The sequence below is a fragment of the Lichenibacterium ramalinae genome, assembly GCF_004137085.1.
GTDB classification, from domain to species: Bacteria; Pseudomonadota; Alphaproteobacteria; order Rhizobiales; family Beijerinckiaceae; genus Lichenihabitans; species Lichenihabitans ramalinae.
The window spans coordinates 219,033-244,903 of record NZ_QYBC01000001.1; the positions used below are offsets into that span (position 1 = coordinate 219,033).

Below are 25,871 nucleotides of genomic sequence, written 5' to 3' on the forward strand. Positions count from 1 at the left end.
CGAAAAGGCGCCGGTCCGGCCCGATCGGCCGCTCAGGCCTGCGGGTCGAGCTTGTCGACCGTCGCGGCGGGCACGCCGGACAGGTTGTTGGACAGGAGATAGCGGGGCGCCGTCTCCATCCAGTGCTTGAGGGTGATCTCCTCGAACTTGCCGGCGTTCCAGGTCTGGATCATCTCGAGGTCCTCGGTGCCGGTGTTCATCATGGCGTGGCCGTAGCCCTGTGGGATGTAGGCGGAGTCGCCGGCCTTGACCTCGGCGACCTTGCCGCGGCCGCCCGAGCCGAACAGCGCCACCTGGCCCTTGCCCTTGAGGTAGAACTGGAACTCGTCGGCGTTCGGGTTCCAGTGCAGCTCCTTCATCTGGCCGGGCTTGATCACCATCAGGCCGCCCGACATCGTCCTGGAGATCGGCCACTCGTCCACCGAGGCGAGGTGGAAGGAGCCGCCGTCGAAGTCGCGGCGCGCGCGCGGGTCGTGCAGCAGCGTGAACTTGTGGGTCGAATCCTTCGGCCAGGGCGCGTCCACCGCCTGGGCGACCGGCACGACGGGCCCGGCCTGGATGTAGGTCTCACCCTTGGGGAAGGCGTCGAACATCGCCGGCGTCAGGCCGAAGTTGCGGGCCAGCATGTCGTGCGGCGTCACGTCGATCCAGTCGGTGATCGAGAAGGTGCCGTGTTCCGAGAAGGCGCCGTTGTCGAAGGACAGGAGGAAGTGGCACGGCTTGTCGCCGATCGTCTGGATCGAGTGGCCATGGCCCTTGGGGAAGAACCAGAGGTCGCCCGGCTTGTAGTTGTTGACCTCGGTCTGGCCCGAGGGGTCGAGCACCACGGTCTGGCACTGGCCGTCGATCACATAGGCCCATTCGGCCGCGATGGCGTGCCAGTGCAGTTCGCGCGAGGCGCCGGGGTTGAGGAACATGTGGACGCCGGCCAGCCCCTTCATGATGGGGAGCTGGTGCTCGGTCGATTCCTTGGCCCAGCCGCCCGACGTGATCTTCGGCTTCGAGCCGTCGAGCGAGCGGACGAAGTCGGGCATCTCGCCCACGTCCTTGGGGTCGTGATAGGCGACCTGCGCGCCGGGCTGGAGCTGCTGGACGTCGCGGCCGAAGCCGCCCTGCCCGGGCTGGCCCTTGTCGTCGGTCGACGCCGCGGCCGCCCCGGCGGCCGTCGTCAGCGCCACGAGGCCGCCGGCGCCCAGCGCCGCCGTGCCCAGGAAATTGCGCCTGCTGGTGTCCATCTCGGCCTCCCTCGAAGATCCTGCGCGATCGCCGGCACCGTCCGGCCTCGTGCTACTGCATGCAATACGGGCGACGGACAGGCGCGGCAATCGCCGGGCGCGGGCCGGTTTTTAAAAACATTCTTACGTCGGCGCCGGCGTGAGGGCGGACCGGGGCGGGGCCGGAGTTTGACATACGCGAAACATGCCCTTAACTCCCCGACGGTTCCATTCCCGCCCGCAGGCATCGCCATGGCCCGCCCCCAGCTCTACCCGGTCAAGAAGGTCATCGGCTTCGACGAGTCCATGCTGAAGGCCGTGGACGAGTGGCGCCGCGGCCGCACGCCGATCCCCACCGTGTCGGAGGCCATCCGGCAGATCCTGGCCAAGCACCTGCGCCAGAAGGGCTACCTGCCCAAGCGCGGCGCCGCCGAGTGACGCGCCCCGGCCCAGCGCGCCTTTCCACGGGGCGGCATTTGACCTAAAGACACGGGCTCGACCTGAGGCCGGCGGGACCAGACAGCAGCATGACGACAGCCAGCGACGTCGCGTCGGGCAAGACCCACACGGACGAGAACTTCCCCGTGGCGTCCCACCTCATCGCGGCCCGCCACCGGCCGGCCGTCATGGCCTTCTACGACTTCGTGCGCGCCGCCGACGACGTCGCCGACCATGCGACGCTGACGCCGGCCGAGAAGCTCGACCACCTCGACCGGCTGGAACAGGCGCTGCTCGGGCGGCGCGACGACGAGCCCGTGGCGCGCCCGCTCCGCGCCGTGCTGGCCGAGCGGCGCCTGACGCCGCGCCACGCGCAGGACCTCATCGCGGCCTTCCGGCTCGACGTCACCAAGAACCGCACGGCCGACTGGGCCGACCTCATGCATTATTGCAGCCTGTCCGCCATGCCGGTCGGCCGCTACGTGCTCGACGTGCACGGCGAAAGCGAGGCCACCTGGGCGGCGTCGGATGCCGTCTGCGCCGCCCTGCAGATCATCAACCACCTCCAGGATTGCGGGAAGGACTTCCGCGACCTCGACCGCGTCTACGTGCCCGACGACGCGCTCGCCGACGCCGGGCTGACCGTGGAGGCGCTCGGCGCCGACTCGGCGTCGCCGGCGCTGCGCCGCCTGTTTGCAACCCTCGCGACCCGCACCATGGGGCTGCTCGACGAGGGCGGGATCCTGCCCCGGCAGGTGGCGGATTTCCGCCTGAGCCTCGAGACCGCCGTCATCATCGCGCTGGCCCGCCACCTGACGACGACGCTCGGGACCCGCGACCCGCTGAGCGAGCGCGTGCACCACAACAAGCTCGAATACCTGCGGGTCGGCGGCGCCGGGGCGGCTCGCGTCGCCTTCTCCCGGCTGTTCCGCCCCGCCGCGCCGGCCGCCCCCCGGATGGGCCGGGCGTGAGCGCCACGACGGAACCCGCCGTGGGCGTGGCCCAGGCCGCGCAGGCCGCCGGCTCCTCCTTCTACGCCGGCATGCGCATCCTGCCGAAGCCGCAGCGCGAGGCCATGTATGCCGTCTACGCGTTCTGCCGCGCCGTCGACGACGTGGCCGACGACGGCGGCACGCGCGAGCAGCGGTTCGCCGGCCTGGCGCGCTGGCGCGAGGGCATCGACGCCCTCTATGCCGGCCGGCCGACCCCCGACACGGCGCCGCTCGCCGAGCCGGTGCGCCGCTACGGCCTCGACCGCGCTGATTTCATCGCCGTGATCGACGGCATGGCCATGGATGCCGCCGAGGACATCCGGGCGCCCGACGAGGCCACGCTCGACCTTTATTGCGACCGCGTCGCCAGCGCGGTCGGCCGCCTGTCGGTCCGGATCTTCGGCGTGTCGGAGGCCAACGGCCACGGCCTCGCCCACCACCTCGGCCGGGCCCTGCAGAAGACCAACATCCTGCGCGACATCGACGAGGACGCCGCCATGGGCCGGCTGTACCTGCCGCGCGAGAAGCTGGACGCCGCCGGCATCGTCACCGCCGATCCCGTGGCGGTGGCGGCGCATCCCGCCCTGCCCGCCGTCTGCGCCCCCATCGTGCAGGAGGCGCGCGCCCATTTCGCCGAGGCCCAGGCCATCATGGCGCGCGAGCCGCGCCGCGCCACCCGGGCGCCCCGCCTCATGGGCGCCGTCTATGGCGCGATCCTCGAAGCCACCGCCAAGCGCGGCTTCGCGGCACCCCGCGCGGTCGTGCGAAAGCCCAAGCTGAAACTGCTGATCTCGCTCGTGCGGCACGGGCTGTTCTGATGGGTGGCACCGTCCACGTCGTCGGGGCCGGCCTCGCCGGCCTCGCCGCAGCCCTGAAGCTCGACCCCAAGCGGCGGCGCATCGTGCTGCACGAGGCGTCGCGCCACGCCGGCGGGCGCTGCCGGTCCTATCACGACCAGGCCCTCGGCACCGTCATCGACAACGGCAACCACCTCGTGCTCTCGGGCAACCTCGCCGTCCGCGACTACGTGGCGGCGATCGGCGCGGGCGACAGGCTGAAGCCGACGCGCGACGCCGCCTTCGACTTCGCCGACCTCGCGACGGGCGCCCGCTGGCGGGTGATCCCCAACGCCGGCCGGCTGCCCTGGTGGATCTTCTCGGCGCGGCGCCGCGTGCCCGGCACGCGCTGGAACGATTACCTCGCGCTCGGCAAGCTGCTGCGCGCCGGCCCCCGCGACCGCATCGGGGACGTGATGGCCTGCGAGGGGCCCCTGTGGGAGCGCCTGTGGCACCCGCTGCTGGTGGCGGCGCTCAACACCGACCCCAAAGCCTCCTCGGCGGCCCTCGCCGGGGCGGTGGTGCGCGAGTCCCTCGCCAAGGGCGGCGACGCCTGCCGGCCGCTGGTCGCCACCGAGGGCCTCGGCGAAGCCTTCGTGGACCCGGCGCTCGCCACCCTGAAGGCGCGCGGCGTCGAGGTCCGCTTCGACCATCGCCTGCGCAGCCTCGCCTTCGACGGCACCCGCGTGGCGGCGCTGGACTTCGCCGACGAGGACCCCACGGTGCTGGAGCCGGGCGACGGCGTCATCCTGGCCGTCACGGCCCCGGTCGCCGCCACGCTGGTGCCGGGCCTCACCGTGCCGACCGATTTCCGCTCCATCGTCAACGCGCATTTCCTGGCGAGCCCGCCCGACGGCCAGCCCCTGATGATCGGGCTGATCAACGCCGCGTCCGAATGGGTCTTCGCCTTTCCCGGACGCCTGTCGGTGACGATCAGCGACGCCGACCGCTTCCTCGACACCCCCAAGGACGAGCTGGCGGCCCGGCTGTGGCGCGAGGTGGCGGCCGTGACGGGCCACGACCCCGACACGCTGCCGCCCCACCGCATCATCCGCGAGAAGCGCGCCACCTTCGCCGCCACGCCCGAACAGGACGCCTTGCGCCCCGGCCCCGAGACGGCGTGGCGCAACCTGCTCCTCGCCGGCGACTGGACCCAGACGGGCCTGCCCTCCACCATCGAGGGGGCGCTGCGCTCCGGCAACCGCGCCGCCCTGCTGGCGTCGCGGTGACGCCGCGTCAGATTTCCGGCGCCGGCCAGGGCGTGTAGTCTTCGGGCCGCCACCTGCCCGAGAGGACGAGCCCATGACCGACAGCGAAACACCGGCCGCCGAGATCCCCGCCCGCCTCGCCGGCGTCGCGGCGCGCGTCGCCCGGGCCGCGACGGACGTCGGCCGGGCGCCCGGCAGTGTCGCGCTCGTCGCCGTGTCGAAGACCCACGACGCGGAAATCATCGCACCGGCCCTCGAGGCCGGCCACCGCGTCTTCGGCGAGAACCGCGTGCAGGAGTCGAAGGCGAAGTGGCCCGCGCTGCGCGCCCGCTTCCCGGACGTCGAACTGCACCTCATCGGCCCGCTGCAGTCCAACAAGGCGCGCGAGGCGGTCGAACTCTTCGACGTCATCGAGACGGTGGACCGGCCCAAGATCGCCGAAGCCCTCGCCGCCGAGATCGCCCGCGCCGGCAAGCCCGTTCGGCTCTTCGTCGAGGTCAACACCGGGGCCGAGCCGCAGAAGGCCGGCATCCTGCCGGCCGAGGCCGACGGCTTCGTCCGGCACTGCCGCGAGGCGCTCGGGCTCGACGTCGCCGGCCTCATGTGCATCCCGCCGGCCGACGAGCAGGCTTCCCCGCATTTCGCGCTGCTGGCCAAGATCGCGGCGCGCAACGGCCTCCCAGGACTGTCCATGGGGATGAGTTCGGACTTCGAACTCGGCATCCAGCTCGGCGCCACGCATGTGCGCGTCGGCACCGCCATCTTCGGGGCGCGCCCGCCGCTTCGGCCCTGAACGATCCTGGCCGTCCCATCCCGTCGCGGTCGGCATCCCGCGATGGAACGCCCCTGCCCCTCGCCGTGTTTCCCCGCCACACAGGGAGAGACGCGATGGACCACGCCAGCGGGGACGCCCCCAGCCGCCAGACCGTGACGGCCTTCTTCGAGAGCCAGGCCGAGGCCGACCACGCGAGGGCGGACCTCGTCGCCGCCGGCTACGCCGCCGCCGACATCCACGTCGTGACGGGCGAGGCCGCCCAGGCCAAGGCCGCACCCCACAAGGACGTGGGCTTCTTCCAGGCGTTGCTCGACATCTTCGTCTTCATGCCGACCGACGACCGCGCCACCTACGAGGAGGGGCTGCGGCGCGGCGGCGTCGCGCTGGCGGTCCACACCGGGGCGGCTGGCTACGAGCGCGCCATCGACATCCTGGACCGCGACGGGGCCGTGAACCTCGACGAGCGCGAAACCAGCTGGAAGGCCGAGGGCTGGACCGCCGGCACCGACGCGCGGCCGTCCGCCACCGACGCGTCGGGCTTCGAGAGCCAGCAGCGGCACGACCCGCTGGTGTCGGGCGAGGCCAACCGCGACGTCCGCGAGCGGATCGGCGTCGGGACGTCCGACTTCGGGGCGGGCATGGACCTCGCGCCCGAATCCGCCGCCTCGCCCGGCCCCGAGCGCACCGCCATCCCGGGCGAGGAAGCCCAATCGGTGACGGCGCGTCGGGACACCGAGCACGGCCGCAGCCGGGTGCGCTCCTACATCGGCTCGGTGGCCGGCATGCCGACGGGCGTGGACCCGGCGATCTGACCGACACCGGCCCTTAACCATGGCGGGCGCTTCCCCGGTGCCGGGGCCGGTGCCCGACCCATCGTTGAGCGGCGCTTAAACCCTGCCCGGCACGCTGCCGGCATGTGGTTCCGCTGTCTTCAGATCCTCATCGCCGCCGCCGTGCTGGGCGCCCTCGCCGGCTGTTCGGACTCCCGGCGCGCCGAACGGCCGCCGTGGCGGGCCAAGGCAGAAGCCGTGTGCCTGGCCAAGGGGCTGGTGAGCGAATCGGCCTCAATCCGCCCCTTCCACGAGATGAGCGGGCCGGGGATCTGCGGCGCCGAGCATCCGTTCAAGGTCACGGCGCTCGACGGGGGCAGCGTGGCGCTGAACGCCACCCAGACCCTGGACTGTCCCATGATCGCGGCGCTCGACGCCTGGGTCCGGGACGTCGTGCAGCCGGCCGCGCAGGCGCGCTTCGGCGAGCGGGTCGTCAGGATCGACTCGATGGGCAGCTACAATTGCCGCGGCATCAACAATATGAGCGGCGCCGGGCTCAGCGAGCATTCCTTCGCCAACGCCATCGACGTCGGCGGCTTCACCCTGGCCAGCGGCCGGACGTTGAACATCATGCGGGGGTTCAACGGCGCCGACGAGCAGGAGCGCGCCTTCCTGCACGAGGCCCATGCCGGCGCCTGCGGGCATTTCACGACGGTGCTGGGGCCGGGCTACAACATCTTCCACTACAACCACTTCCACCTCGACCTGGCGCTGCACGGCGCCACGTCGCGGGGGCCCCAGCGCTATTGCAAGCCGGTGCCGCAGGCGAACCTGCCCGAGCCCCCCGTCCGGGACGCCATGCCGGACCCTCCGGCCGTCGAGGAGGAGATGGACATCGCCCGGACACCGCTGCCCGAGCCGGCCTTGCGCTCCGGACCCGCGACGCTGTTGGCCGAGCTGCCGGCGGACGCGCCGGGCCTGTCCGCCCGCCGGCCGCGCGCCCCGGCGCTCGCCCCCACGCGGTCCGTGCCCGACATGACGGCGGCCCGGGCCGAGCCCCTCCGGGCCCCGCGCCCCATCGCCTCCGAGCCCGCCGAGCCGCCGCTCATCAGCTTCGGCGCGGCATCCGAGGACGGCGCCCCGCGCCCACCCCGAGCCACGGCCCCGGCCCGCAGCGCCGGAGCACCGAAGGACTGGGACGTCACTTCCAGCATCGGGCGCTGACACCCCGCCGCATCGCCCCGGCGAGGGCGGCGCTGCCCGACGCCTGTCGAGCGTTCCGGCGAGCGTGCTTCGCCTCCGCACCTCGCCAGCATGGTCCGGTGGCGCTATACAGGGCGGGCGTTTCAAATGTCCGGGCAGCCCGGCGACGTCGCTTCCGGGGCTTTGCCCGGACGGTCCGGTTTGGGGCTGCCGCCACCGGATCTCGCCACGCGACAAAACCCCGAACAGCGGACCTCCGCAGGACGGATCCTTCACGATGTCCCACGAGACGGCCGGCGACGCGCGTCCCGCCAAGCCCCACATCGCCATCACCTACTGCACGCAATGCAACTGGCTCTTGCGATCGGCCTGGATGGCCCAGGAACTGCTGTCGACCTTCGGCGCGGAGCTCGGCGCCGTGACGCTCGTGCCCGCCACCGGGGGCGCCTTCGCCATCACCTACGACGGGGTCGAGATCTGGGAGCGCAAGCGGGACGGCGGCTTTCCCGACGTGAAAGCCCTGAAGGGGCGGGTCCGCGACAGGCTCGACCCCGGACGCGATCTCGGGCACCTCGACACGAAACCGGTCGACCGCCGGTCCGGCGATCCCGGCTGACCGGCGGCCCGCGCCGGGCGATTTGGCAAAACCGTCCCGCCGCGCCATACCGGCGCCGCGCCGGCGGGAGGACCCCGCGGCGGGAAGGGCGAGGCGGACGGGGATGCGGCACGTGTTCGAGGATCTGGCGCGGGCCCGCGTCGCCGTGATCGGCGACCTGATGCTCGACGTCTACCTGCAGGGCGAGGTGGAGCGGATCTCGCCGGAAGCTCCCGTCCCGGTGGTGCGCCTCGCCAGCGAACGGGCCGTGGCGGGCGGCGCCGCCAACGTGGCGGCCAACGTCGCCCATCTCGGCGGCCGGGTCGACCTCGTCGGCGCGGCGGGGCCGGACGAGGGCTTCGCGGCCCTGTCGCGCCTGCTCGACGGCCACGGCGACATCGCCCGCGAGCGGGTGGTGGTGGATGCGCGCTGCCGCACCACGCGCAAGACGCGGCTGCTCGGCCACAACCAGCAGATCGCCCGGATCGACCACGAGGACCGCGGCCCGCTGCCGGAGGCCGTGGATGCCGCCGTGGCCCGGGCCGCCGCCGCCGCGGTGGCCGAGGCCGACATCGCGATCCTGTCCGATTACGGCAAGGGCGTCGTTTCGGACGGGCTGCTGGCGGCGGTCTTCGCGGCGGCCGCCACGGCCGGCAAGCGGGTGGTGGTGGATCCCAAGCGCCGCGACCTGTCGGCCTATCGCGGCGCCAGCATCGTGACGCCCAACCGCGCCGAGCTGACGCTGGCGACCGGCCACCCCTGCGAAACCGATGCCGAGGCCCGGGCCGCTGCCGAGATCGCCATCGGGCTCTGCGGCGCCGACATCCTGCTGACGCGCTCCGAGAAGGGCATGTCCTATTTCCCGGTCCGCGGCGAACCCATCCACCTGCCGACGGTCGCCCAGGAAGTCTTCGACGTGTCGGGCGCCGGCGACACCGTGGTGGGCACGCTGGCGCTCTGCCTGGCGGCCGGCCTGCCGATCGCCGAAGCCATGCGGGCCGCCAACCACGCCGCCGGCATCGTGGTGGGCAAGGTCGGCACCGCGCTGGTGTCGCGCGAGGAGCTGCTCGCCGACCTCGCCGCCGACGGGGGCGCGGACGTGACGGACGGGCGCCTGCTCGCCCTCGACGACCTCGTGACGCTCCGCGCCTGGTGGCGGCGGCAGGGCCTCTCGGTCGGCGTGACCAACGGCTGTTTCGACCTCGTCCATCCCGGCCACGCCTCGCTGATCCGCCAGGCGGCGGCGGGCTGCGACAGGCTCGTCATGGCGCTCAACACCGACGCCTCGGTGCGCCGGCTCAAGGGCCCGGCCCGGCCCGTGCAGGACGAGGCGGCACGGGCGACCGTGATGGGCGCCATGAAGGGCGTCGCCGCCGTGGTGCTGTTTGACGAGGACACGCCGCTCGCCCTGGTGACGGCGCTGCAGCCGGACCTGCTGGTGAAGGGGGCCGACTATACGGAGGAGACCGTGGTGGGGGCCGAGGTCGTCAGGGCCGGCGGCGGCCGCGTGATGCTGGCCCGGCTGACGCCGGATCAATCGACGTCGCGCCTGGTGGCGCGGGGCGGGAAGGTTCCGGCATGATCCTGGTCACCGGCGGCGCCGGCTTCATCGGCTCCAACCTGTGCGCCGACCTCGAGGCTGCGGGCCACCGCGACATCGTGGTGGCGGACACGCTCGGCCACGAGGGCAAGTGGCGCAACATCGCCAAGCGCGGGCTGCGGGACGTGATCCTGCCCGACGAGATCGAGCCCTGGCTGGCGGCCCGGCAGCGGCTCGCCGCCGTGGTCCACATGGGCGCCAACTCGTCCACCACGGCGAGCGACGGCGATGCCGTGCTGCGCTCCAACTTCCGCCTCTCGACGCGGCTGTGGGACTGGTGCGCCGCCACCGGCACGCCGCTGCTCTACGCCTCCTCGGCCGCCACCTACGGCGACGGCACGGGCGGGTTCGACGACGATGCCGCGCCCGAGGCGCTGGCCCGCCTGCGGCCGCTGAACCTTTACGGATGGTCCAAGCACCTCTTCGACCGCTGGGCCGTGGCGCGCGCCGCCGAGGGCCATGCGCCGCCGCAATGGGCCGGCCTCAAGTTCTTCAACGTCTTCGGCCCCAACGAGGGCCACAAGGGCGACATGCGCTCCCTCGTCGCCAAGACGACGCCCGGCATCGCGGCGGGCGGACGCGTCGCGCTGTTCCGGTCGCACCGCGCCGGCATCGCCGACGGCGAGCAGCGCCGCGACTTCGTCTACGTCAAGGACTGCGGCGCCGCCGTGCTGTGGCTCCTGGCCAACCCGCAGGTGTCCGGCCTCTTCAACCTCGGCACGGGACGGGCACGCTCGTTCCGCGACCTCGTGCTGGCGGTGGGCCGGGCGCTCGACGTCGCGGTCGGCATCGACTTCGTCGACATGCCGGAGGCGATCCGCGGCCAGTACCAGTATTTCACCGAGGCCCGCATGGACCGGCTGCGCCGGGCGGGCTTCGAGCGGCCCTTCGCGTCGCTGGAGGCCGCCGTCGCCGACTACGTGTGCAACCATCTCGTGGTCGACGACGAATATCGGTGAGGTTCGGGCGTTCAGTCTGGCGGGGACGGGGGACAGCCATGGCGCGGCACGTGGTGGATTGGGACGAGGTCGAGCCGGCGGCGGCGCCGGGCGGCCTCAGCAAGCGCCGCATCGACCTGCCGGGCATGTCGCTCGTCTCGGTCGCGGTGCCGGGCGGGACGCGGGGCACGCGCCACAGCCACGACCACGACCAGTTCGTGCAGGTGGTGTCGGGCTCGGGCACGCTCGCCACCGAGGACGGCGAGCGCCCCTTCGCGGCCGGCACCGTCTTCGTCTTCCCGGCCGGGACCTGGCACCTGGCGAATTTCGACACCGACACCCTGCTGGTCGAGACCAACCTCGCCGCCGTCGGATAGCGCCTGGCGCGCCGTCAGCCCCCGGGCCGCACCGCGCCCGGCGTCACCTCGAAGCGCTCGGCCTCGACGAGGTCGGCGAACAGCGCCGGGTCGGCCCCCGTCATGAAGACGTGGCCGCCCAGGGCGGCGAGTTCGGCGTAGAGCGCCGAGCGGCGCAGCGGGTCGAAATGCGCCGCGATCTCGTCGAGCAGCACCAGGGGCGCGATGCCGCTCATGGCGGCGACGAGCCGGGCCGAGGCCAGCACGAGACCGACCAGCAGCGCCTTCTGCTCGCCCGTCGACGAGCGGGCGGCTTCGGCGTCCTTGGGCCCGTGGCGGACCGCGAGGTCGCTGAGATGCGGGCCGATCGACGTGCGCCCCGCCGCAGCGTCGCGCCCCCGGCTGTCGCGCAGCATGGCCCGGTAGCGGTCCTCGGCGTCCAGCGCCGGGTGGTTGGCCACCAGGGCTTCGACGCCGCCCACCACCATGATGTCGGCCCAGGGAAAGGGCGAGGACGGGTCGCGGTGGAGCGCGATGAGCGCGGCGAGCCGTGTCACCGTCTCGTGGCGGGCGGCCGCCACCGCGACACCGAGCGCCGCGACCTCGCGCTCGGCCGCCTCGGCCCAGGCGGCGTCGACGCGGCCCGACAGGCGCCCCTCCTCCAGCACGCGGTTGCGGTTGCGCAGCGCCCGCTCCAGCGCCGAGACGCGGGTGCCGTGCTCGCTGTCGACGGTCAGCACGATGCGGTCGAGGAAGCGGCGGCGCTCCGCGGCCGGGCCGGCGAAGAGCCCGTCCATGGCGGGCGTGAGCCAGACGACGCGCAGGTAGTCGGCAAAGCCCTTGGCGGAAGGCACGGTCGCGCGGTCGATGCGGCAGCGGCGCGAGGCCGGCCCGCCCACAGGCTCGAGCCCGGTGCCGAGCTGCACGCCGGCGACCTCGCGCGCCGCATCCTCGACCTCGACCGACACGGCCCAGCCGCCGCCCCCGGCATCCCGGGCGCAATCGGCCAGCTCGGCCCGGCGGAAGCCCTTGCCGGGCGTGAAGAAGGACAGCGCTTCGAGGAGGTTGGTCTTGCCGGCGCCGTTGTGCCCGGCCAGCACCACGGGGGCGCCCGACAGGGGCAGGTCCAGGGCGGGATAGGACCGGAAGTCGCCGAGCACCAGCCGCCGGATGCGGGGGCGGCGGTCGGGAGTCACCATGGCGATGCGGCGGTCCCCCTCGCCCTCAACCCTTCACCCCCGAGGGCTGGACGCCGAGCCCCTTGAGGCTTTCCTCGACGGTTGGCAGGATGTTCCTGACGATCACGGCGACCCCGGCGGCATTGGGGTGGACCCCGTCGGCGAGGTGCAGTTCGGGATGGCCGATGATGCCGGCCAGGAAGAACGGGTACAGCGGCACCCCGGCGCGCTTGGCCAGCGACGGGAAGATGGCGGCGAAACGCTCGCGATAGGCCGCGTCGAGCTCGAGCGACGCGTACATGCCGGCGAGCAGGACGCCGATGTGCCGCTTCTGCAGGCCCGACACGATGGCGTCGAGGTTCTTCGCCGTGACCGCCGGGTCGATGCCGCGCAGCATGTCGTTGGCGCCGAGCTCCACGATGGCGAGGGCCGTCCCGTCCGGCACCGACCAGTCGAGCCGTTCGACCCCGCCCTGCGTCGTGTCGCCCGAGACCGCGGCATTGTCGACGGCGACGTCGTAGCCGTCCCGGCGCAGCGCGCCTTCCAGCACGGCCGGGAAGGCGGCGGCGGCCGGCAGTTGGTAGCCGGCCGACAGGCTGTCCCCGAAGGCGGCGATCCGGGTCGCGGCACGGGCCGGCCCCGCCGAGGCGGCGCAGAGCGCGGCCGCCAGGGTGGCTGCGACCATCAGAAAGCCCAACCCCGACTGACAAGGTCGCGGCAGGCGCCCATATGGGGAGGGCTGACGGCCCGGGCCGCGTGAGGATGCATGATGAACCAAGCTGCGATCTCGCTCGAGGGGGTCCATGTGAGTCTGGGGCGCGCGGCGGCCCGAGTCCATATCCTGAAGGGGATCGATCTCAGCGTGGCCAAGGGCGAGGCCGTGGGCCTGACGGGGCCGTCCGGCTCCGGCAAATCGACGCTGCTGAGCGTGCTGGCGGGGCTCGAGCGGCCGGAGCGCGGCGCCGTCACGGTCGACGGCACCCGCATCGACGGGCTCGACGAGGACCGGCTCGCCCGCTTCCGCGGCCGGCACATCGGCATCGTGTTCCAAAGCTTCCACCTCATCCCCACCATGACGGCGCTGGAGAACGTCGCGGTGCCGCTCGAACTCGCGGGGCGCCGCGACGCCTTCGACCGGGCCGCCGCCGAACTGAAGGGCGTCGGGCTCGGCGAGCGCCTGCACCACTACCCCTCGCAGCTGTCCGGCGGCGAACAGCAGCGCGTGGCGCTGTCGCGCGCGCTGGCGCCCGATCCCGCCATCCTGGTGGCGGACGAGCCGACCGGCAACCTCGACGAGGCGACGGGCCGCGCCATCATGGACCTCATCTTCGCGACGCGGCGCGAGCGCGGCGCCACGCTGGTGCTGGTGACGCACGACCCGGGCCTCGCGGCGCGCTGCGACCGCACGGTGCGGATCCGCTCCGGCCAGGTCGAAACCGGACAAGTCGAAACCGACACGGCGGCCGCGCTGGGGATGGCCTCGTGACGGCGGAGGTGGCGGGCGCGGTCGCGGCACGCAGCGCCGGCCGCGCCGGCCTCGGCCTGCCGGTGGCGCTGCGGCTCGCCTGGCGGGACCTGCGCGGCGGGCTCGGCGGCTACTGGATCTTCCTGATCTGCATCGCGCTCGGGGTGGCGGCCATCGCGGGCGTGGGTTCGGTGGCGGGCAGCCTGTCCGAGGGCCTCGGCCGCGAAGGCCGGGCCGTGCTCGGGGGCGACGCCGCCTTTTCCACCGTGTCGCAGCCCCTGGGCCGGGCCGAGACGGACTGGCTGGCGGCGCGGGGGCGCCTCAGCCACATCGTCACGGCCCGCTCCATGGCGCGGGCCGGGGACCAAGCGGGGCTCATCGACGTCAAGGCGGTCGACGCCGCCTATCCGCTGGCGGGCAGCGTCGGGCTCGAGCCGCCCCAGCCGCTGGCCGGCGCGCTGGCGCCCGTCGACGGCACCTTCGGCCTCGTGGCGGATGCCGCCATCGTGGGGCGGCTCGGCCTCAAGGTCGGCGACCGCGTCTCGATCGGGGCGACGGCCTTCGCGCTGCGCGGCATCCTGCGCTCCGAGCCCGACCGGCTCGCCGGCGGCATCGCCTTCGCCCCGGAGGTGCTGATGAGCCGCGAGGGGCTCGACGCCACCAAGCTGATCCAGCCCGGCACCCTCGCCAAGTTCACCACGCGCCTCGCGCTGGCGGGCCCGGACGACGATGCCGCGCTGGGCCGCACGGTGGCGGCGGCCCGGGCCGCCTTCCCGCAGGCCGGCTGGGACATCAAGACCCGCAACAACGTGTCGCCGGAGTTCGACCGCAACCTCGGCCGCTTCACCCAGTTCCTGACGCTCATCGGCCTCACCGCGCTGGTGGTGGGGGGCGTCGGCGTCGCCAATGCCGTGAAGGCCGCGATGGAGCGCAAGCGCGCCAGCCTGGCGGTGCTGAAGGCGCTGGGTGCCCCCGGGGGCGCGGTCTTCGCCATGGGCCTCGCCCAGGTGATGCTGGTGGCGGGTTTCGGCGTGGTGGCCGGCCTCGCCATCGGGGCCGCCATGCCCTATGCGGCGGTGGCGGGCTTCGGCGCGCTGATCCCGCTGCCGCTGGTGCCGTCGCTGCACCCGGCCGCGCTGGGCCTCGGCGCGCTCTACGGCCTGCTCACCGCCCTCGTCTTCTCGCTGCCGACGCTCGGGCGCGTGCACGACGTGCCGGTCTCGGCCCTGTTCCGCGACGCCGTCGACCCCGAGCCCGGCCGGCTGCGGCTCGGCTACCGCCTGGCCCTCGGCGTCGCCGTGCTGGCCCTGGTGGCGAGCGCGGTGGGCTTCTCGCAGGACCATCGCTTGGCCGCCTACGACGTCGCCGGCACGCTGCTGGTCTTCGCGCTGCTGCGGCTCGTGGCCTGGGGCTACATGGTCCTGGCCCGCGCCCTGCCCCGCCCCCGCAACGTCGAGCTCAGGCTGGCGCTCGGCAACATCCACCGCCCGGGCGCCCTGACCGGCGCCGTGGTGCTGTCGCTGGGTCTCGGCCTGACGCTGCTGGTGACGCTGGCGCTCATCGACAGCAACATCCAGCACCAGATCACCGAGACGCGGCCTGGCGTGACGCCGTCCTTCTTCTTCGCCGACGTGCCGAACCGCGACGCCGAGGGCTTCCTCGCCTTCGTCAAGGCCAAGACGCCCGCCGCCGTGATCGAGGAGGTGCCGATCCTGCGCGGGCGCATCACGGCGGTGAACGGCGTGCCGGCCGACCAGGTCAAGGCCAGGGAGGGTTCCACCTGGGTGCTGGAGGGGGACCGCGGCATCACCTTCGCCGATGCCCCGCCCAAGGGTTCCAGCGTCGTCGCCGGCGACTGGTGGCCCAAGGACTATGCCGGGACGCCGCTCGTCTCCTTCGACCGGGAACTCGCCGACGGCATCGGGCTGAAGCTCGGCGACACCGTGACGGTCAACGTCCTCGGCCGCCCCGTCACGGCGACGGTGTCCAACCTGCGCAAGGTCGACTGGCAGACCATGGGCATCAACTTCGTCATGGTGTTTTCGCCCAACGCCTTCCGGGGCGCGCCCTACATGGCGCTCGCCACCGCCGCCTACCCGACCGACGACCCGGCACGCGACACGCGCCTCGCCCGCGACGTGGCCGAAGCCTATCCGGCCGTCACCACGGTGCGGGTGCGCGACGTGCTCGAGGCCGTGAACGCCTTCGTGGGCAAGCTCGGCACGGCGACCCGGGCCGCCTCCGCCATCACGATCCTGTCTTCCGTGCTGGTGCTGGCGGGGGCGCTGGCCGCCGGGCGGCGGGCGCGGGTCTACGACAGCGTCATGCTGAAGGTGCTGGGGGCAACGCGCCAGCGCCTGTTGCTGGCCTTCGTCATCGAATATGCGCTGCTGGGCCTCGGGACGGCGCTGTTTGGCATCCTGGCCGGCACCGCCGCCGCCTATGGGGTGGTGAAGGCCGTGATGGGGTTCGACTTCACCTTCGCGCCCGCCCCCGCCGTCGAGGCCGCCCTGGCGGCCCTGGTCGTCACGGTGGGACTCGGCCTCCTCGGCACCTGGCGCATCCTGGGGCAGAAGCCCGCCGGCTACCTCCGAAGCCTGTGATACCCGGGGGCGGGCGCGGCGGGTTGCGGTGAGGCGCCGCAGGGCCCGCCGGCACGAGGGCCGGCACCCGCAAAGGTGCGGGCGCGTTGGATGGCATAGGGCGGAACACGACGGAAAGCCTCACCACCATGCGTTCGAAACTCATCATGGCGACCCTGGGCCTCCTGGCCTCGGGCGCCCTCACCCCGGCCGCCATGGCCCAGACCGGCTCCTCGCCGCAATACGACCAGCTCGGCGCCGCCCGCGCCCGCGGCGAGGACCCGACCTATCACGTCAACCGCTACGGCTACGGCAACTACGTGCAGGGGCCGAACGGCGCCTACGGCGGCTACCCGGCGGGCAGCGACGGCGCCATCGAGCTGCAGAACGAGCACGACATCAAGTGCCGCTACGTGCCCGAGAGCTGCTGAGGGACGCGGCCCATGGCGGGGACGCGCGGCTTGCCACGTACCGATCCCGCATGGGCCGCTTCGATGCCGCGACGACAACCGAGTCCGGAACCGGGCCTCTCATGACGCTACAGGCTCACCAGCTGGGCCGGCTTTTCTGACCACATCGTCGGTTAAAAGCCTAGCTTCGTTCGTCAATCACACGCATTGCCTCGCCGCCGCCGAAACCGCTGATGCCGACGCGGATGCTCATTGTGGTATCCTTCTGGAAGTCGGGAGACTGTCCGGAGCGGGTTGCCGTGGAGGTTCGGGAACGCGGGCCGGAGGCGGCGGTGTCGGAGATCGCTGGCCCAAGATTTCGGCGAGCCGCACGAGATAGCCATCGGGATCCTGGACAAGGCATTCCCGCTGACCGGCCTCCACCGGGCCGGCCCGATACCACGCCTCGCTCGGCACCTCGAACAGCGGCCAGCGCGCCGCTTCGAGCGTGGCGAGGATCGGGTCCAACCGCTCGACCAGGATCTGGAAGTTCACCCCACGTCCAAAGGGGTGCAGGAGTTCGCCGGTGTCCCACCTTCCGTTGATCTGGCAGAGCATGACATGCGCCTTGCCCCGCACCAGGTAGGCAAAGCGGGCGGCCGGACGATCGTAGGCGACGGTGAAGCCGAGGCAGTCGCACCAGAATCTCAGGCTCACATCGAGGTCCTGGACGCTCAGTTCGGGGGTCAGGGCCGAGAAACCGCCGTCGGGTATCGCGCCGGAACCGGAGGATCGAGCGCGGGCATCGGGGTCTGCGAGCGGTTCCATATCGGCACTCTCGTTCTTCGATGTGGCTGATGGTCGACGTCCGAGGGTCGGTTTTGGCCCACCCCGGACGGTCACGCGGCGCATGCCCCGAGCGAAGCGGGCGACTCGCGCGCAAGTCTCCGCGATCGGGCACCATCGCGCAAAGGCGACCCGCACGAACCGCGCGAAGGTCGGACGATGCAGGACGCTTCATATCGAGGGACGATGCAGGTCTTTCCCAACACCCGGAGCGGTCCTCAGGCGGCGAAGCCGTCGCAGGCCCGGCGCGCCAACGCCAGCATCTCGGGGCCGCCATGGCCCTCGCCTTCGACGATCGTGAGGCGGCTCGCCGGCCATAAGCGGTGCAGCCGGCACGGCGTGACCGCCGGGCCGCTGACATCGCGCCGGCCGTGGATCAGGGCAGCCGGAATCTCCGCGATGCGGTCCATGCGCGACAGGATCGCGCGGTCTCCCTTCAGGAAGCCGTCGTTCGCCCAATAGTGCGTGACCAGGGTCGCGAAGACAGCAGCCGCGCCTTCGTCGCCGGCCCATCTGCCCGGCGTTACCGAACCGTCGAACGACACGTGCGCGGCTTCCCAGGCATTCCAGTCACGGCGCCGCTCCGCAGCATCGCTCCCTGCGAGGCGCCGCGCATAGGCTTCCACGATGCGCTCGCCGGGGCCACGGTACGCCGCACGCTCGAAGCGATGCCATGCTTCGGGAAAGATCTGCCCTACGCCCTCGGTGATCCAGTCGACCTCGCCGCGGCTCGTCGTGGTCACGGCGGCGAGTACCAGTTCGGTCACCCGCTCGGGATGCTCCTGCGCGTAGGCCAGCGCGAGCGTCGTTCCCCAGGACACGCCGGAGACAAGCCAGCGCGCAATCCCGAGATGGGCCCGCACGGCCTCGACGTCGGCGACGAGAGTCTGAGTGGTGTTGGATTGCAGCACGGCCGGCGACTCCGTGACGAGCGGTCTGCTCCGCCCGCAGCCACGCTGGTCCAAGCCGATGATGAGGTGGCGCGCGGGATCGAACCGGCGCCGATAGCCGCCCGAGCCGAGACCCGACCCGGGACCGCCATGGAGAAAAAGCGCCGGCCGACCGTCGGGGCTGCCGGACGCCTCCCAATAGATCTCGGCGCCGTCGTCGCGACGCAACATGCCGGTCGCGAAAGGTTGAATTGGAGGCTCGAGCATGGCACGCCCCTGCTACAACGCGATGCCCGCTTGCTGCGTCGAGCCAGTGTACCGATTCCACTATCGATCGAACAGGTCCTCAATCAGGAACCCATGGCGAACCGACGTGCCGCGTCAGCGCGACGAAGTGGCCGCGCGGCGCGCCCAACCTCGACCCCGCGCCTCCCCGACGGTCGTCGCCCCTCCACGCTCGACCCAGGGCCGATGCGGTCGGCATCAGGGCACGACACGCCCCATCACCACGCGGGCGATGCCGGCGAGGTCGGGGTGCGTCGTGATGCCGGCCAGCCCCGCCGCCCGCATCAGTCCCGCCACATCCCCGTCCTGCCCGCGGCCGACCTCGAAAGCCGCGACGCCGCCCGGCGCCAGCAGGCGCGGCAGGTCGGCGGCGAGGAGCCGGTAGGCGGCGAGGCCGTCGGGGCCGCCGTCGAGGGCCGCCAGGGGGTCGTGCTCGCGCACGTCGCGGTCGAGGCCGGGGATGACGGCGCTCTCGATATAGGGGGGGTTCGACACGACGGCGTCGAAGGCGCCCGGCGCCAGCGCCGCCGCCCAGTCGCCCTGGATCACCAGGCTCCGTGCCGCGAAGCCGTGGGCGGCGAGGTTGCGGCGCGCCACCGCGCAGGCCCCGGCGGAGCGGTCGAGGGCCCAGCCCGTCGCCGCCGGCAGTTCGGCCAGCAGCGCGCAGAGGATGGCGCCCGAGCCGGTGCCGAGGTCGAGCAGCCGCAGCGGCGCGCCGCGGCGGGCGCCGAGCCCGTCGAGCACGGCCGCCACCAGCGTCTCGGTGTCGGGGCGGGGGTCGAGCACGTCGGGAGTGACGACGAGGCCGAGGCCCCAGAAGTCGCGCCGGCCGAGGATGCGCGACACGGGCTCGCGGTCGGCGCGGCGGGCGAGCCAAGCCTCGAGCCGCAGCGCCGCCTCGGGCGTCACCGGCAGGTCCGGGTCGCGGATCAGCGCGACGCGGTCGAGGCCGGTGGCGGCGAGCAGCAGGATGCGGGCGTCCCCCTCGGCGCCGTCCACGCCCGCCGCCCGCAGGCGGCGGACGGCGTCGCGGAGCGTCGCGCCGAGGTCCGGCACGGGGCCGGCCGTGTCACCCGGCCGCCTTCTCCATGACGCGGCGCAGGCGCGCGGCGAAGAGCGCGGCATCGGCCGGCAGCTCGCCGTCCATGATGCGGGCCTCGTCGTGGAGCAGCCAGGCCGAGTCCTCCACCACGGCGCGGTCGCCCTCGCCGGCGAAGCGCTCGGCCAGCGCCGCCACCAACGGGTGGCCGGGGTTGATCTCGAGCACGGGCTTCGATTGGCTGCCGAGCTTGCCGTGCTGGGCCAGGATCTTCTCGAGCCGGCGGTCCGGGCCGAACTCCGGCGCGATGAGGCAGGCGGGGCTCTCCGACAGCCGGTCCGAGGCCCGCACGTCCTCGACGGAATCCGCCAGGGTCTGCTTCATGAAGGCTAGCAGGGTGGCGAGCTTGGGGCTCACCTCCTGACTTTCGGGCGCGCTGGCGCCCTCGGCCAGCGGCACGGCCTTGATGTCGGCCGCGCCCTGCGTCACCGACTTGAACGGCTTGCCGTCGAAGCCGGCCGAATTCGACACCCAGAAGGCGTCGACGGCATCGGGGAGCAGCAGCACCTCGATGCCGCGCGCCTTGAAGCCTTCGAGCTGCGGGCTGATGCCGAGCCGCTTCAGGTCGTCGCCGACGAGGTAGTAGATGGCGGTCTGGTTCTCGCGCAGGCCGGCGACATATTGCGCCAGCGTGCGGCCGCCCTCGGGGTGGCTCGTCGAGGCAAAGCGCGCCAGCTTGAACAGGGTGTCGCGCCGCTCGGGGTCCTCGTAGATCCCCTCCTTCAGCACGGCGCCGAAGTTCTCCCACACCGTGGCGAAGCCGTCCGCGTCGTTCTCCGCCATCTTGGCGAGGTCGCCGAGCACGCGGTTGGTCACGCCCTTGCGGATGGCGGCGAAGACGGGGCTGTTCTGCACCATCTCGCGCGACACGTTGAGCGGGAGGTCGGCGGTATCGACCACGGCGCGCACGAAGCGCAGCCAGCCCGGCAGCAGGTCGGCCTCGTCCGAGATCAGCACCCGGCGGACGTAGAGCTTGGTGCGGCCCTTGCGCTGGGGATCGAACAGGTCGAAGGGCTTCGAGCCCGGCACGAAGGCCAGCACCGAATATTCGTGCCGACCCTCGGCGCGGTAATGGATGGTGAGCGCCGGCTCGTCGTATTGCGCGGCGAGGCCGCGGTAGAACTCGGTATATTGCTCGGGCGTGATCTCGGACTTGTTCTTGGCCCAGAGGGCGGCGCCGTCGGTGAGGCGGCGCGGCTCGGCCTCCGGCGTCTCCTGCAGGTCGATCGGCACCGCCACGGCGCCCGAATGCTCCTTGACGAGCCGCTCGACCCGCCAGGGCTCGAGGAACTCCTTCGCGCCGTCCTCGTCGAGGTGCAGCGTGACGCGCGTGCCCCGGGCCGGCGCCTCGGCGAGCGGCAGGGCCGCCACCGCGTAGGAGCCCTTGCCGTCGCTGGTCCAGAGCCAGGCCTCGTCGGCTCCGGCGCGGCGGGTCCGCACCTCGACGCTGCGCGCCACCATGAAGGCCGAGTAGAAGCCGATGCCGAACTGGCCGATGAGGTTGCCGCTCTCGGCTTCCGCCTCCGAACCGATGCGGTCCAGGAAGGCCTTGGTGCCGGAGGACGCGATGGTGCCGAGCGCGCGGTCGAGGTCGTCCCGCGCCATGCCGATGCCGTTGTCGACCACGGACAGCGTCTTGGCGTCCTTGTCGATCACGACGCGGATGGCGAAACCCTCGCCGTCGGCGATGAGGTCGGGTGCCGCGATGGCCTCGTAGCGGAGCTTCTCGCAGGCATCGGCCGCGTTGGAGATCAGCTCGCGCAGGAAGACGTCGCGTTCCGAATAGATCGAGTGGACCATGAGGTCGAGCAGGCGCGACACGTCGGCCTGGAACGACTTGGTTTCGCCCGGCGCCGCCGCTGCCGCGCCCTCGGTCGTCTGGATGTCAGCCTCGCTCATGGAACTCGCGATCCCTCCGTGGTGGCCCGGGGCGGCCGGGCCGCGTCGAGGGCGGGCTCCGGGCCGGCGCGACCGGGACGGTGCCGTGCCGATGGGGGACCTTGCGGCCGACCCCGTCCCCCGAAGCCTCGAGGCCGCGGGAGCGCACCTCATATCGCGGCTGGGTCCCGGGACCGCAAGGCGGATCGCGGCCGAAAAAAGACCGGCAGGAGCCGGGGAAGCTCGCTGCCGGTCCATCCGACGGCGGACCTCGACGGGCGAGGTCGGCGCGGACCCGGAAGGCCGTGGGGGCTGACACGCCAGGGTGCGCGGGGCGCCGAACGGCTCCGACGATGTCGCCCGGCAAAGCAGCAGGCGCGGGGCGGCCCCGAGGCGACCGGGGGGCGGCACGGCGGCATCGTCGGGATCCCGCGGTGCGCGGGAGCCGGCATCGGTGGGATCCCGCACCGAGCCTTGAACCCGCCTCGGCGGCGCGCCATTCTCGACCCCAGCATGGAGACCGGGATGAGCGAAGGCGACACGCCGGAGGGGCGGCGACACGGGGCGGGGCAGGACGCTGGCCATGCGGTGCCGCAGGCGGCGGGCGGATCGGTGGCGGCGTTCCCGCCCCGGCGCCAGCCCGCCCCGGCGCCCGAAGCCCGGCCCCAGCCCGCCGCGGCCGTCGTGTCCTTCGACCGCCACGAGCTGCGCGAAATCTTCAACGTCTACGGGCGCCGCGTGGCGGAGGGCGAGTGGCGCGACTATGCCATCGACTTCCGGCCCGACAAGGCGGTGTTCTCCATCTATCGCCGCGCCTCGGAAGTGCCGCTCTACCGGGTGGAGAAGGACCCGTCGCTGGCGCGCCGCCAGGGCGCCTATGCGGTGGTGGCGGCGACGGGCCTCATCCTCAAGCGCGGGCCGGACCTCGCCCGCGTGCTCCAGGCCCTCGACAAGCGCCCCAAGCTCGTCGTGGTGTGACGCGCGCCGGGGACGCCGCATGCCCCGGACCTGCCACGCCTCGGACCTGCCACCCTTGGGACCTGCCGCGGCTATTCGCCGGCGCGGCGGGCCGCCCACACGGCCAGCTCTTCGGGCAGGGTCGGGGTCGCGTCCTGCCGGGCCAGAACCTCGCCGAGCGTCGCCGGCGTGTAGTCCCAGGCGTCGGCGCCGACGTCGCAGGACTGGCTGGTGCCGGTCAGCATGGCGTGGGTATGGCCGTGGAGGTGGCGCGTGCCGCGCCACAGGCCGGGCCAGGACCGCATCGGGTAATGCGACAGGTAGAGCCGCACTTCGTCGCCTGCCGCGGTGCGCAGGGTCAGCCGGGCGTGATCGACCGGGGGCGAGGCCCAGGGCAGCTGCAGCACGCGGTTGGAATCGTGGTTGCCGACCACGAGCCTCTTGATGCCGTTGAGCCGCCCGAACAGCGCCGCGCAGCGGTCCCGCCCGATGCCGCCGAAGACGTCGCCGACGTGCCACACCTCGTCCTCCGGGCCGATGCGGGCGTTCCAGCGCGCCATCACGGCCTCGTCGTGGTCGTGGATGGACGGAAAGGCGCGCATGCGCAGGATGTGGGGATCGGCGATATGGGTATCGGCCGTGAAGAAGGTCGTCATGGCGCCTCGGGTCGGGCTTCCGTTATAGGGCGTGCCGCGCCCGGATGCCCGCGCCGCTGCCAAGCGCCGCAGGCCTTCGAGCGCCGCAGGCCTTCGAGCGCCGCAGGCCTTCGAGCGCCGCAGACCCTGAAGCGCCGCGACATCCGGAGGTCCACCGGCCCGCAGCGCCCCACCCCCGGCCTGCCCGCGCTTCCCACGCGCGCGGCGTCTGTGGCATGGAGGGGGATGGCCGACCTCGACCCCTCGCAGCGCCGCGCCGCCAGCGCCGACCACCCGATCCAGCTCGTGCTCGCCGGCCCCGGCTCGGGCAAGACCTCGACGCTCGTCGGCCGCTTCCGACACCTCAGCGACAGCGGCGTCGACCCGCAGCGCATCATGGCGCTGACCTTCACCAAGAAGGCCGCCGAGGAGATGCGGCTGCGCATCGCCCGGGACCTCGCGCTCGACAACCCGGCCGAACTCCGCGTCTTCACCTTCCACAGCCTGGCGTTGCGCTGCCTGCAACGCAAGCCCCACCTCGCCGGCCTGCCGGAACGGATCGACGTGTGGAGCGCCCACCAGCAGCGCGCCGTGTTCTCGGCCCGGCGCATGTACTGGAACGACGAGGGCGACATCCTCGACATCATCGCGGGCGCCAAGGAACAGCTGCTCGATGCCGGCGCCTATGCCCGGAGCCTCGCGCGCGACGACGAGGCGGGCCACCGCGCCGCCGCCTTCTTCGCTACCTACGAGGCGGCCCTGCGCGAGGCCGGCGCCATCGACTTCGCCGACATGGTGCCGCTGCTGCTGCGCGCCATGGCGGACCACCCGGCCTACGGCCGCGCCGTATCGGGTGCCGTCGACCACCTGCTCGTCGACGAGTACCAGGACATTAATCTCGGCCAGCACCGGCTGATCGAGCATTTCCGCTCCGGCGGCGTGCACCTGTGGGCGGTGGGCGACGACGACCAGACGCTGTTCACGTTTCGCGCCGCCGACATCCGCTACACGCTGGATTTCAAGCGCCGTCACCGCGACGCGGTGCTGCACCTGCTCGACCGCAACTACCGCTCGACGCCCGAGATCGTGGCGGGCGCCAAGCGGCTCATCGGCCGCAACCGCGACCGCTTCGCCAAAGACTACGGCCCCGCCCTCGAGGCGGCCGGCGCCGTGGCGATCCGCGGCTATTCCACCCCGGACGCCGAGGTGCGCCAGGTGGCGCGGGCCATCCGGACGCTGCTGCGCGACGGCGTGGCGCCGAGCGAGATTGCCGTGCTGTACCGGGCGGGCTCCACCGGCCTCGCCTTCCAGGGCGCGCTCGAGGCGCTCCACATCCCCTTCGACGTGCGCGGCGCCGGCGACCTGTGGCAGAGCGCGGCCGCCAAGCTGTTCCTCGGCGCGCTCTTCTACCTGCTCGACGCCGACGAGAGCCGCGCCATCGAGAAGATGGGCACGGGCAAGCGCGGCGAAAGCGTGCGGCGGCGGCTCGACAAGGTGCCGCCCAGCGGCCGCGCCTCCTTCGCCGACGCTTGCCGGCACGCCCGCCGCGTCGTGTCGGACGCGCTGCCGAAGAAGTCGGCGGAGCGCGAGCAGCGCGACTGGGCCAACCTGTGCGACGCGCTCGCCGGCCTCGCCGCGGAATGCGACGGGCTCGACGGCCTGATGGAGCGGATCGCCGAACAGAGCCGGGCCCTGCGGCGGCCCTCGGGCGATGCCGTCGTCCTGTCCACGATCCACTCCGCCAAGGGCCTCGAATGGGAGGCGGTCTTCGTGGTGGGGCTTGAAGAGGGCGTGATGCCGGTGGCGGGGGCCGAGATCGAGGAGGAGCGGCGCGTCGCCTATGTGGCGGTGACGCGGGCAAAGCGCATCCTCGGCCTCACCTACGCGGCCGAGCGCGGCGGCAGCGCCTCCAAGCGGTCGCGGTTCGTGGCGGAATTCGCCGGCGACGCCCATGTCGGTACCGACCCGGACCACCCCGACGCCGACGTGCTGCTGCCCCTCGGCCCGCCCTACCAGGCCGAGCCGGCGCCGGCCAAAGCCAAGAAGGTCGAAGCCGTGCCGCCCGGCCCGGCGGCGAGCCGGGCGCGCGCCGAGGGCACGCGCGATAAGGGCACGCGCGAGACCGGTGCGGCGAAGCGCGGCTACGCGGTCGACCCCGCCGACGTCACGCCCTTCGCGCCGGACCCGGAAGCCGCGGCGGCGCAATGGACGGCCCGCGACGACGCCAAGCTGCAGTCGAGCTTCGCCATCGCGGGCGACCTCGGCGAGATCTGCGCCGCCACCGGCAAGACGCCGGAGGCGGTGCTGTCGCGGCTGGTCCGGCTCAAGCTCGTGGCGTCGAAATCGGCCGCGCGTGGCCTGTGGGGCTGACGTCGAGCCGTATCGGTCCCGGAGACGCCCCGGCGCTTCCAAGTCGATGATACCGCCATGGATTGGGGGCTGGAGCGCATCCGCCGAGAGCGAAAGCGCGCTGGAGCCCGGCGTGAACGGGACGCCGTCGACTTTGTGCTCCCGGTCGTGCTGCTCGGCCCGGCACCCGAGCGACATCGGGAGACCTTCGCGCCGCCGCCCCGGCTCCGCCTTGTTTCCGCACATCGGACACAATCGACCCGGCACCCCCCGCCACCGGGCGCGTCTCGACAGCAAACGCGGCATCGCGTCGCCGGTTTAAGCGTCGATTAACCAAACTCAGCCTCAATGTGACGTCACAGCACTGCCGAGGACCTTCCGACATACGGCACG

24 protein-coding genes are annotated in these 25,871 nt (G+C 72.9%); 16 read left to right on the top strand and 8 right to left on the bottom strand.

Annotation, left to right across the window (positions count from 1 at the left end; genetic code table 11):
- Positions 1 to 32: 32 nt before the first annotated feature.
- On the bottom strand, positions 33 to 1,235 hold the full coding sequence (locus tag D3272_RS01035) for a cupin domain-containing protein (RefSeq protein WP_129217218.1): 1,203 nt from the start codon (positions 1,233 to 1,235) through the stop codon (positions 33 to 35).
- A 231-nt stretch (positions 1,236 to 1,466) separates the two neighbouring features.
- On the opposite strand from D3272_RS01035, the gene D3272_RS01040 reads away from it, so the two are divergent.
- The 11 genes from D3272_RS01040 to D3272_RS01090 all read left to right on the top strand — a co-directional run bounded on the left by D3272_RS01040 (position 1,467) and on the right by D3272_RS01090 (position 10,946).
- Entirely contained in the window at positions 1,467 to 1,652 is a 186-nt protein-coding gene (locus tag D3272_RS01040) for a hypothetical protein (RefSeq protein ID WP_129217219.1), read from the top strand.
- An 89-nt stretch (positions 1,653 to 1,741) separates the two neighbouring features.
- Entirely contained in the window at positions 1,742 to 2,623 is an 882-nt protein-coding gene (hpnC, locus tag D3272_RS01045) for a squalene synthase HpnC (RefSeq protein ID WP_129217220.1), read from the top strand.
- A complete protein-coding gene (hpnD, locus tag D3272_RS01050) occupies positions 2,620 to 3,462 on the top strand; it encodes a presqualene diphosphate synthase HpnD (protein ID WP_281010568.1) in 843 nt (280 codons plus the stop codon). The genes hpnC and hpnD overlap by 4 nt, the downstream gene beginning before the upstream one ends.
- Complete coding sequence (gene hpnE, locus D3272_RS01055) at positions 3,462 to 4,709, top strand: hydroxysqualene dehydroxylase HpnE (RefSeq protein WP_129217221.1); 1,248 nt, start codon at positions 3,462 to 3,464, stop codon at positions 4,707 to 4,709. The genes hpnD and hpnE overlap by 1 nt, the downstream gene beginning before the upstream one ends.
- A gap of 73 nt (positions 4,710 to 4,782) precedes the next feature.
- Entirely contained in the window at positions 4,783 to 5,481 is a 699-nt protein-coding gene (locus D3272_RS01060) for a YggS family pyridoxal phosphate-dependent enzyme (RefSeq protein ID WP_129217222.1), read from the top strand.
- 95 nt (positions 5,482 to 5,576) lie between these two features.
- Positions 5,577 to 6,275 carry a hypothetical protein gene (locus D3272_RS01065; protein ID WP_129217223.1) on the top strand — a complete coding sequence of 233 codons (699 nt, stop codon included), beginning with the start codon at positions 5,577 to 5,579 and terminating at the stop codon, positions 6,273 to 6,275.
- Between the two features lie 102 nt (positions 6,276 to 6,377).
- A complete protein-coding gene (locus D3272_RS01070; protein WP_129217224.1) occupies positions 6,378 to 7,457 on the top strand; it encodes an extensin-like domain-containing protein in 1,080 nt (359 codons plus the stop codon).
- A 256-nt stretch (positions 7,458 to 7,713) separates the two neighbouring features.
- The gene (locus D3272_RS01075; protein WP_129217225.1) at positions 7,714 to 8,052 is read left to right on the top strand and encodes an Rdx family protein; all 339 of its coding nucleotides are present in this window, start codon (positions 7,714 to 7,716) and stop codon (positions 8,050 to 8,052) included.
- 103 nt (positions 8,053 to 8,155) lie between these two features.
- Positions 8,156 to 9,613: a PfkB family carbohydrate kinase gene (locus D3272_RS01080; protein ID WP_129217226.1), complete on the top strand. Its 1,458-nt coding sequence runs from the start codon at positions 8,156 to 8,158 to the stop codon at positions 9,611 to 9,613.
- On the top strand, positions 9,610 to 10,590 hold the full coding sequence (gene rfaD, locus D3272_RS01085) for an ADP-glyceromanno-heptose 6-epimerase (RefSeq protein ID WP_129217227.1): 981 nt from the start codon (positions 9,610 to 9,612) through the stop codon (positions 10,588 to 10,590). The genes D3272_RS01080 and rfaD overlap by 4 nt, the downstream gene beginning before the upstream one ends.
- Before the next feature lie 38 nt (positions 10,591 to 10,628).
- Positions 10,629 to 10,946 carry a cupin domain-containing protein gene (locus D3272_RS01090; RefSeq protein WP_129217228.1) on the top strand — a complete coding sequence of 106 codons (318 nt, stop codon included), beginning with the start codon at positions 10,629 to 10,631 and terminating at the stop codon, positions 10,944 to 10,946.
- Positions 10,947 to 10,960: 14 nt separating this feature from the next.
- Here the strand turns inward: D3272_RS01090 and recF are convergent, their stop codons facing one another.
- Both recF and D3272_RS01100 read right to left on the bottom strand, forming a co-directional pair.
- Complete coding sequence (gene recF, locus D3272_RS01095) at positions 10,961 to 12,124, bottom strand: DNA replication/repair protein RecF (RefSeq protein WP_129217229.1); 1,164 nt, start codon at positions 12,122 to 12,124, stop codon at positions 10,961 to 10,963.
- A gap of 25 nt (positions 12,125 to 12,149) precedes the next feature.
- Positions 12,150 to 12,788, bottom strand: a complete 639-nt coding sequence (locus D3272_RS01100; RefSeq protein ID WP_129217230.1) for an arylesterase — start codon at positions 12,786 to 12,788, stop codon at positions 12,150 to 12,152.
- 84 nt (positions 12,789 to 12,872) lie between these two features.
- Here D3272_RS01100 and D3272_RS01105 point away from each other — a divergent pair, with 84 nt between their 5' ends.
- From D3272_RS01105 to D3272_RS01115, 3 genes are all read left to right on the top strand, one after another.
- Positions 12,873 to 13,589, top strand: a complete 717-nt coding sequence (locus D3272_RS01105) for an ABC transporter ATP-binding protein (RefSeq protein WP_129217231.1) — start codon at positions 12,873 to 12,875, stop codon at positions 13,587 to 13,589.
- A complete protein-coding gene (locus tag D3272_RS01110) occupies positions 13,586 to 16,171 on the top strand; it encodes an ABC transporter permease (RefSeq protein WP_245496307.1) in 2,586 nt (861 codons plus the stop codon). Before D3272_RS01105 ends, D3272_RS01110 begins: the two co-directional genes overlap by 4 nt.
- A gap of 128 nt (positions 16,172 to 16,299) precedes the next feature.
- On the top strand, positions 16,300 to 16,581 hold the full coding sequence (locus D3272_RS01115) for a hypothetical protein (RefSeq protein WP_129217232.1): 282 nt from the start codon (positions 16,300 to 16,302) through the stop codon (positions 16,579 to 16,581).
- Between the two features lie 228 nt (positions 16,582 to 16,809).
- On the opposite strand, the gene D3272_RS01120 is transcribed toward D3272_RS01115, so the two are convergent.
- The 4 genes from D3272_RS01120 to htpG all read right to left on the bottom strand — a co-directional run bounded on the left by D3272_RS01120 (position 16,810) and on the right by htpG (position 21,558).
- Positions 16,810 to 17,367: a bleomycin resistance protein gene (locus tag D3272_RS01120; protein WP_129217233.1), complete on the bottom strand. Its 558-nt coding sequence runs from the start codon at positions 17,365 to 17,367 to the stop codon at positions 16,810 to 16,812.
- A gap of 236 nt (positions 17,368 to 17,603) precedes the next feature.
- Positions 17,604 to 18,542, bottom strand: coding sequence for a prolyl aminopeptidase (pip, locus tag D3272_RS01125; protein WP_129217234.1), 939 nt, complete (start codon positions 18,540 to 18,542; stop codon positions 17,604 to 17,606).
- Positions 18,543 to 18,758: 216 nt separating this feature from the next.
- Complete coding sequence (prmC, locus tag D3272_RS01130) at positions 18,759 to 19,616, bottom strand: peptide chain release factor N(5)-glutamine methyltransferase (protein WP_245496308.1); 858 nt, start codon at positions 19,614 to 19,616, stop codon at positions 18,759 to 18,761.
- Positions 19,617 to 19,629: 13 nt separating this feature from the next.
- The gene (gene htpG / locus D3272_RS01135; RefSeq protein WP_129217236.1) at positions 19,630 to 21,558 is read right to left on the bottom strand and encodes a molecular chaperone HtpG; all 1,929 of its coding nucleotides are present in this window, start codon (positions 21,556 to 21,558) and stop codon (positions 19,630 to 19,632) included.
- A 504-nt stretch (positions 21,559 to 22,062) separates the two neighbouring features.
- On the opposite strand from htpG, the gene D3272_RS01140 reads away from it, so the two are divergent.
- On the top strand, positions 22,063 to 22,515 hold the full coding sequence (locus tag D3272_RS01140) for a DUF2794 domain-containing protein (protein ID WP_129217237.1): 453 nt from the start codon (positions 22,063 to 22,065) through the stop codon (positions 22,513 to 22,515).
- A gap of 71 nt (positions 22,516 to 22,586) precedes the next feature.
- Here the strand turns inward: D3272_RS01140 and D3272_RS01145 are convergent, their stop codons facing one another.
- Positions 22,587 to 23,150 carry a metallophosphoesterase gene (locus tag D3272_RS01145; RefSeq protein ID WP_129217238.1) on the bottom strand — a complete coding sequence of 188 codons (564 nt, stop codon included), beginning with the start codon at positions 23,148 to 23,150 and terminating at the stop codon, positions 22,587 to 22,589.
- 225 nt (positions 23,151 to 23,375) lie between these two features.
- Here D3272_RS01145 and D3272_RS01150 point away from each other — a divergent pair, with 225 nt between their 5' ends.
- A complete protein-coding gene (locus D3272_RS01150) occupies positions 23,376 to 25,499 on the top strand; it encodes an ATP-dependent helicase (protein ID WP_165361160.1) in 2,124 nt (707 codons plus the stop codon).
- Positions 25,500 to 25,871: the final 372 nt, after the last annotated feature.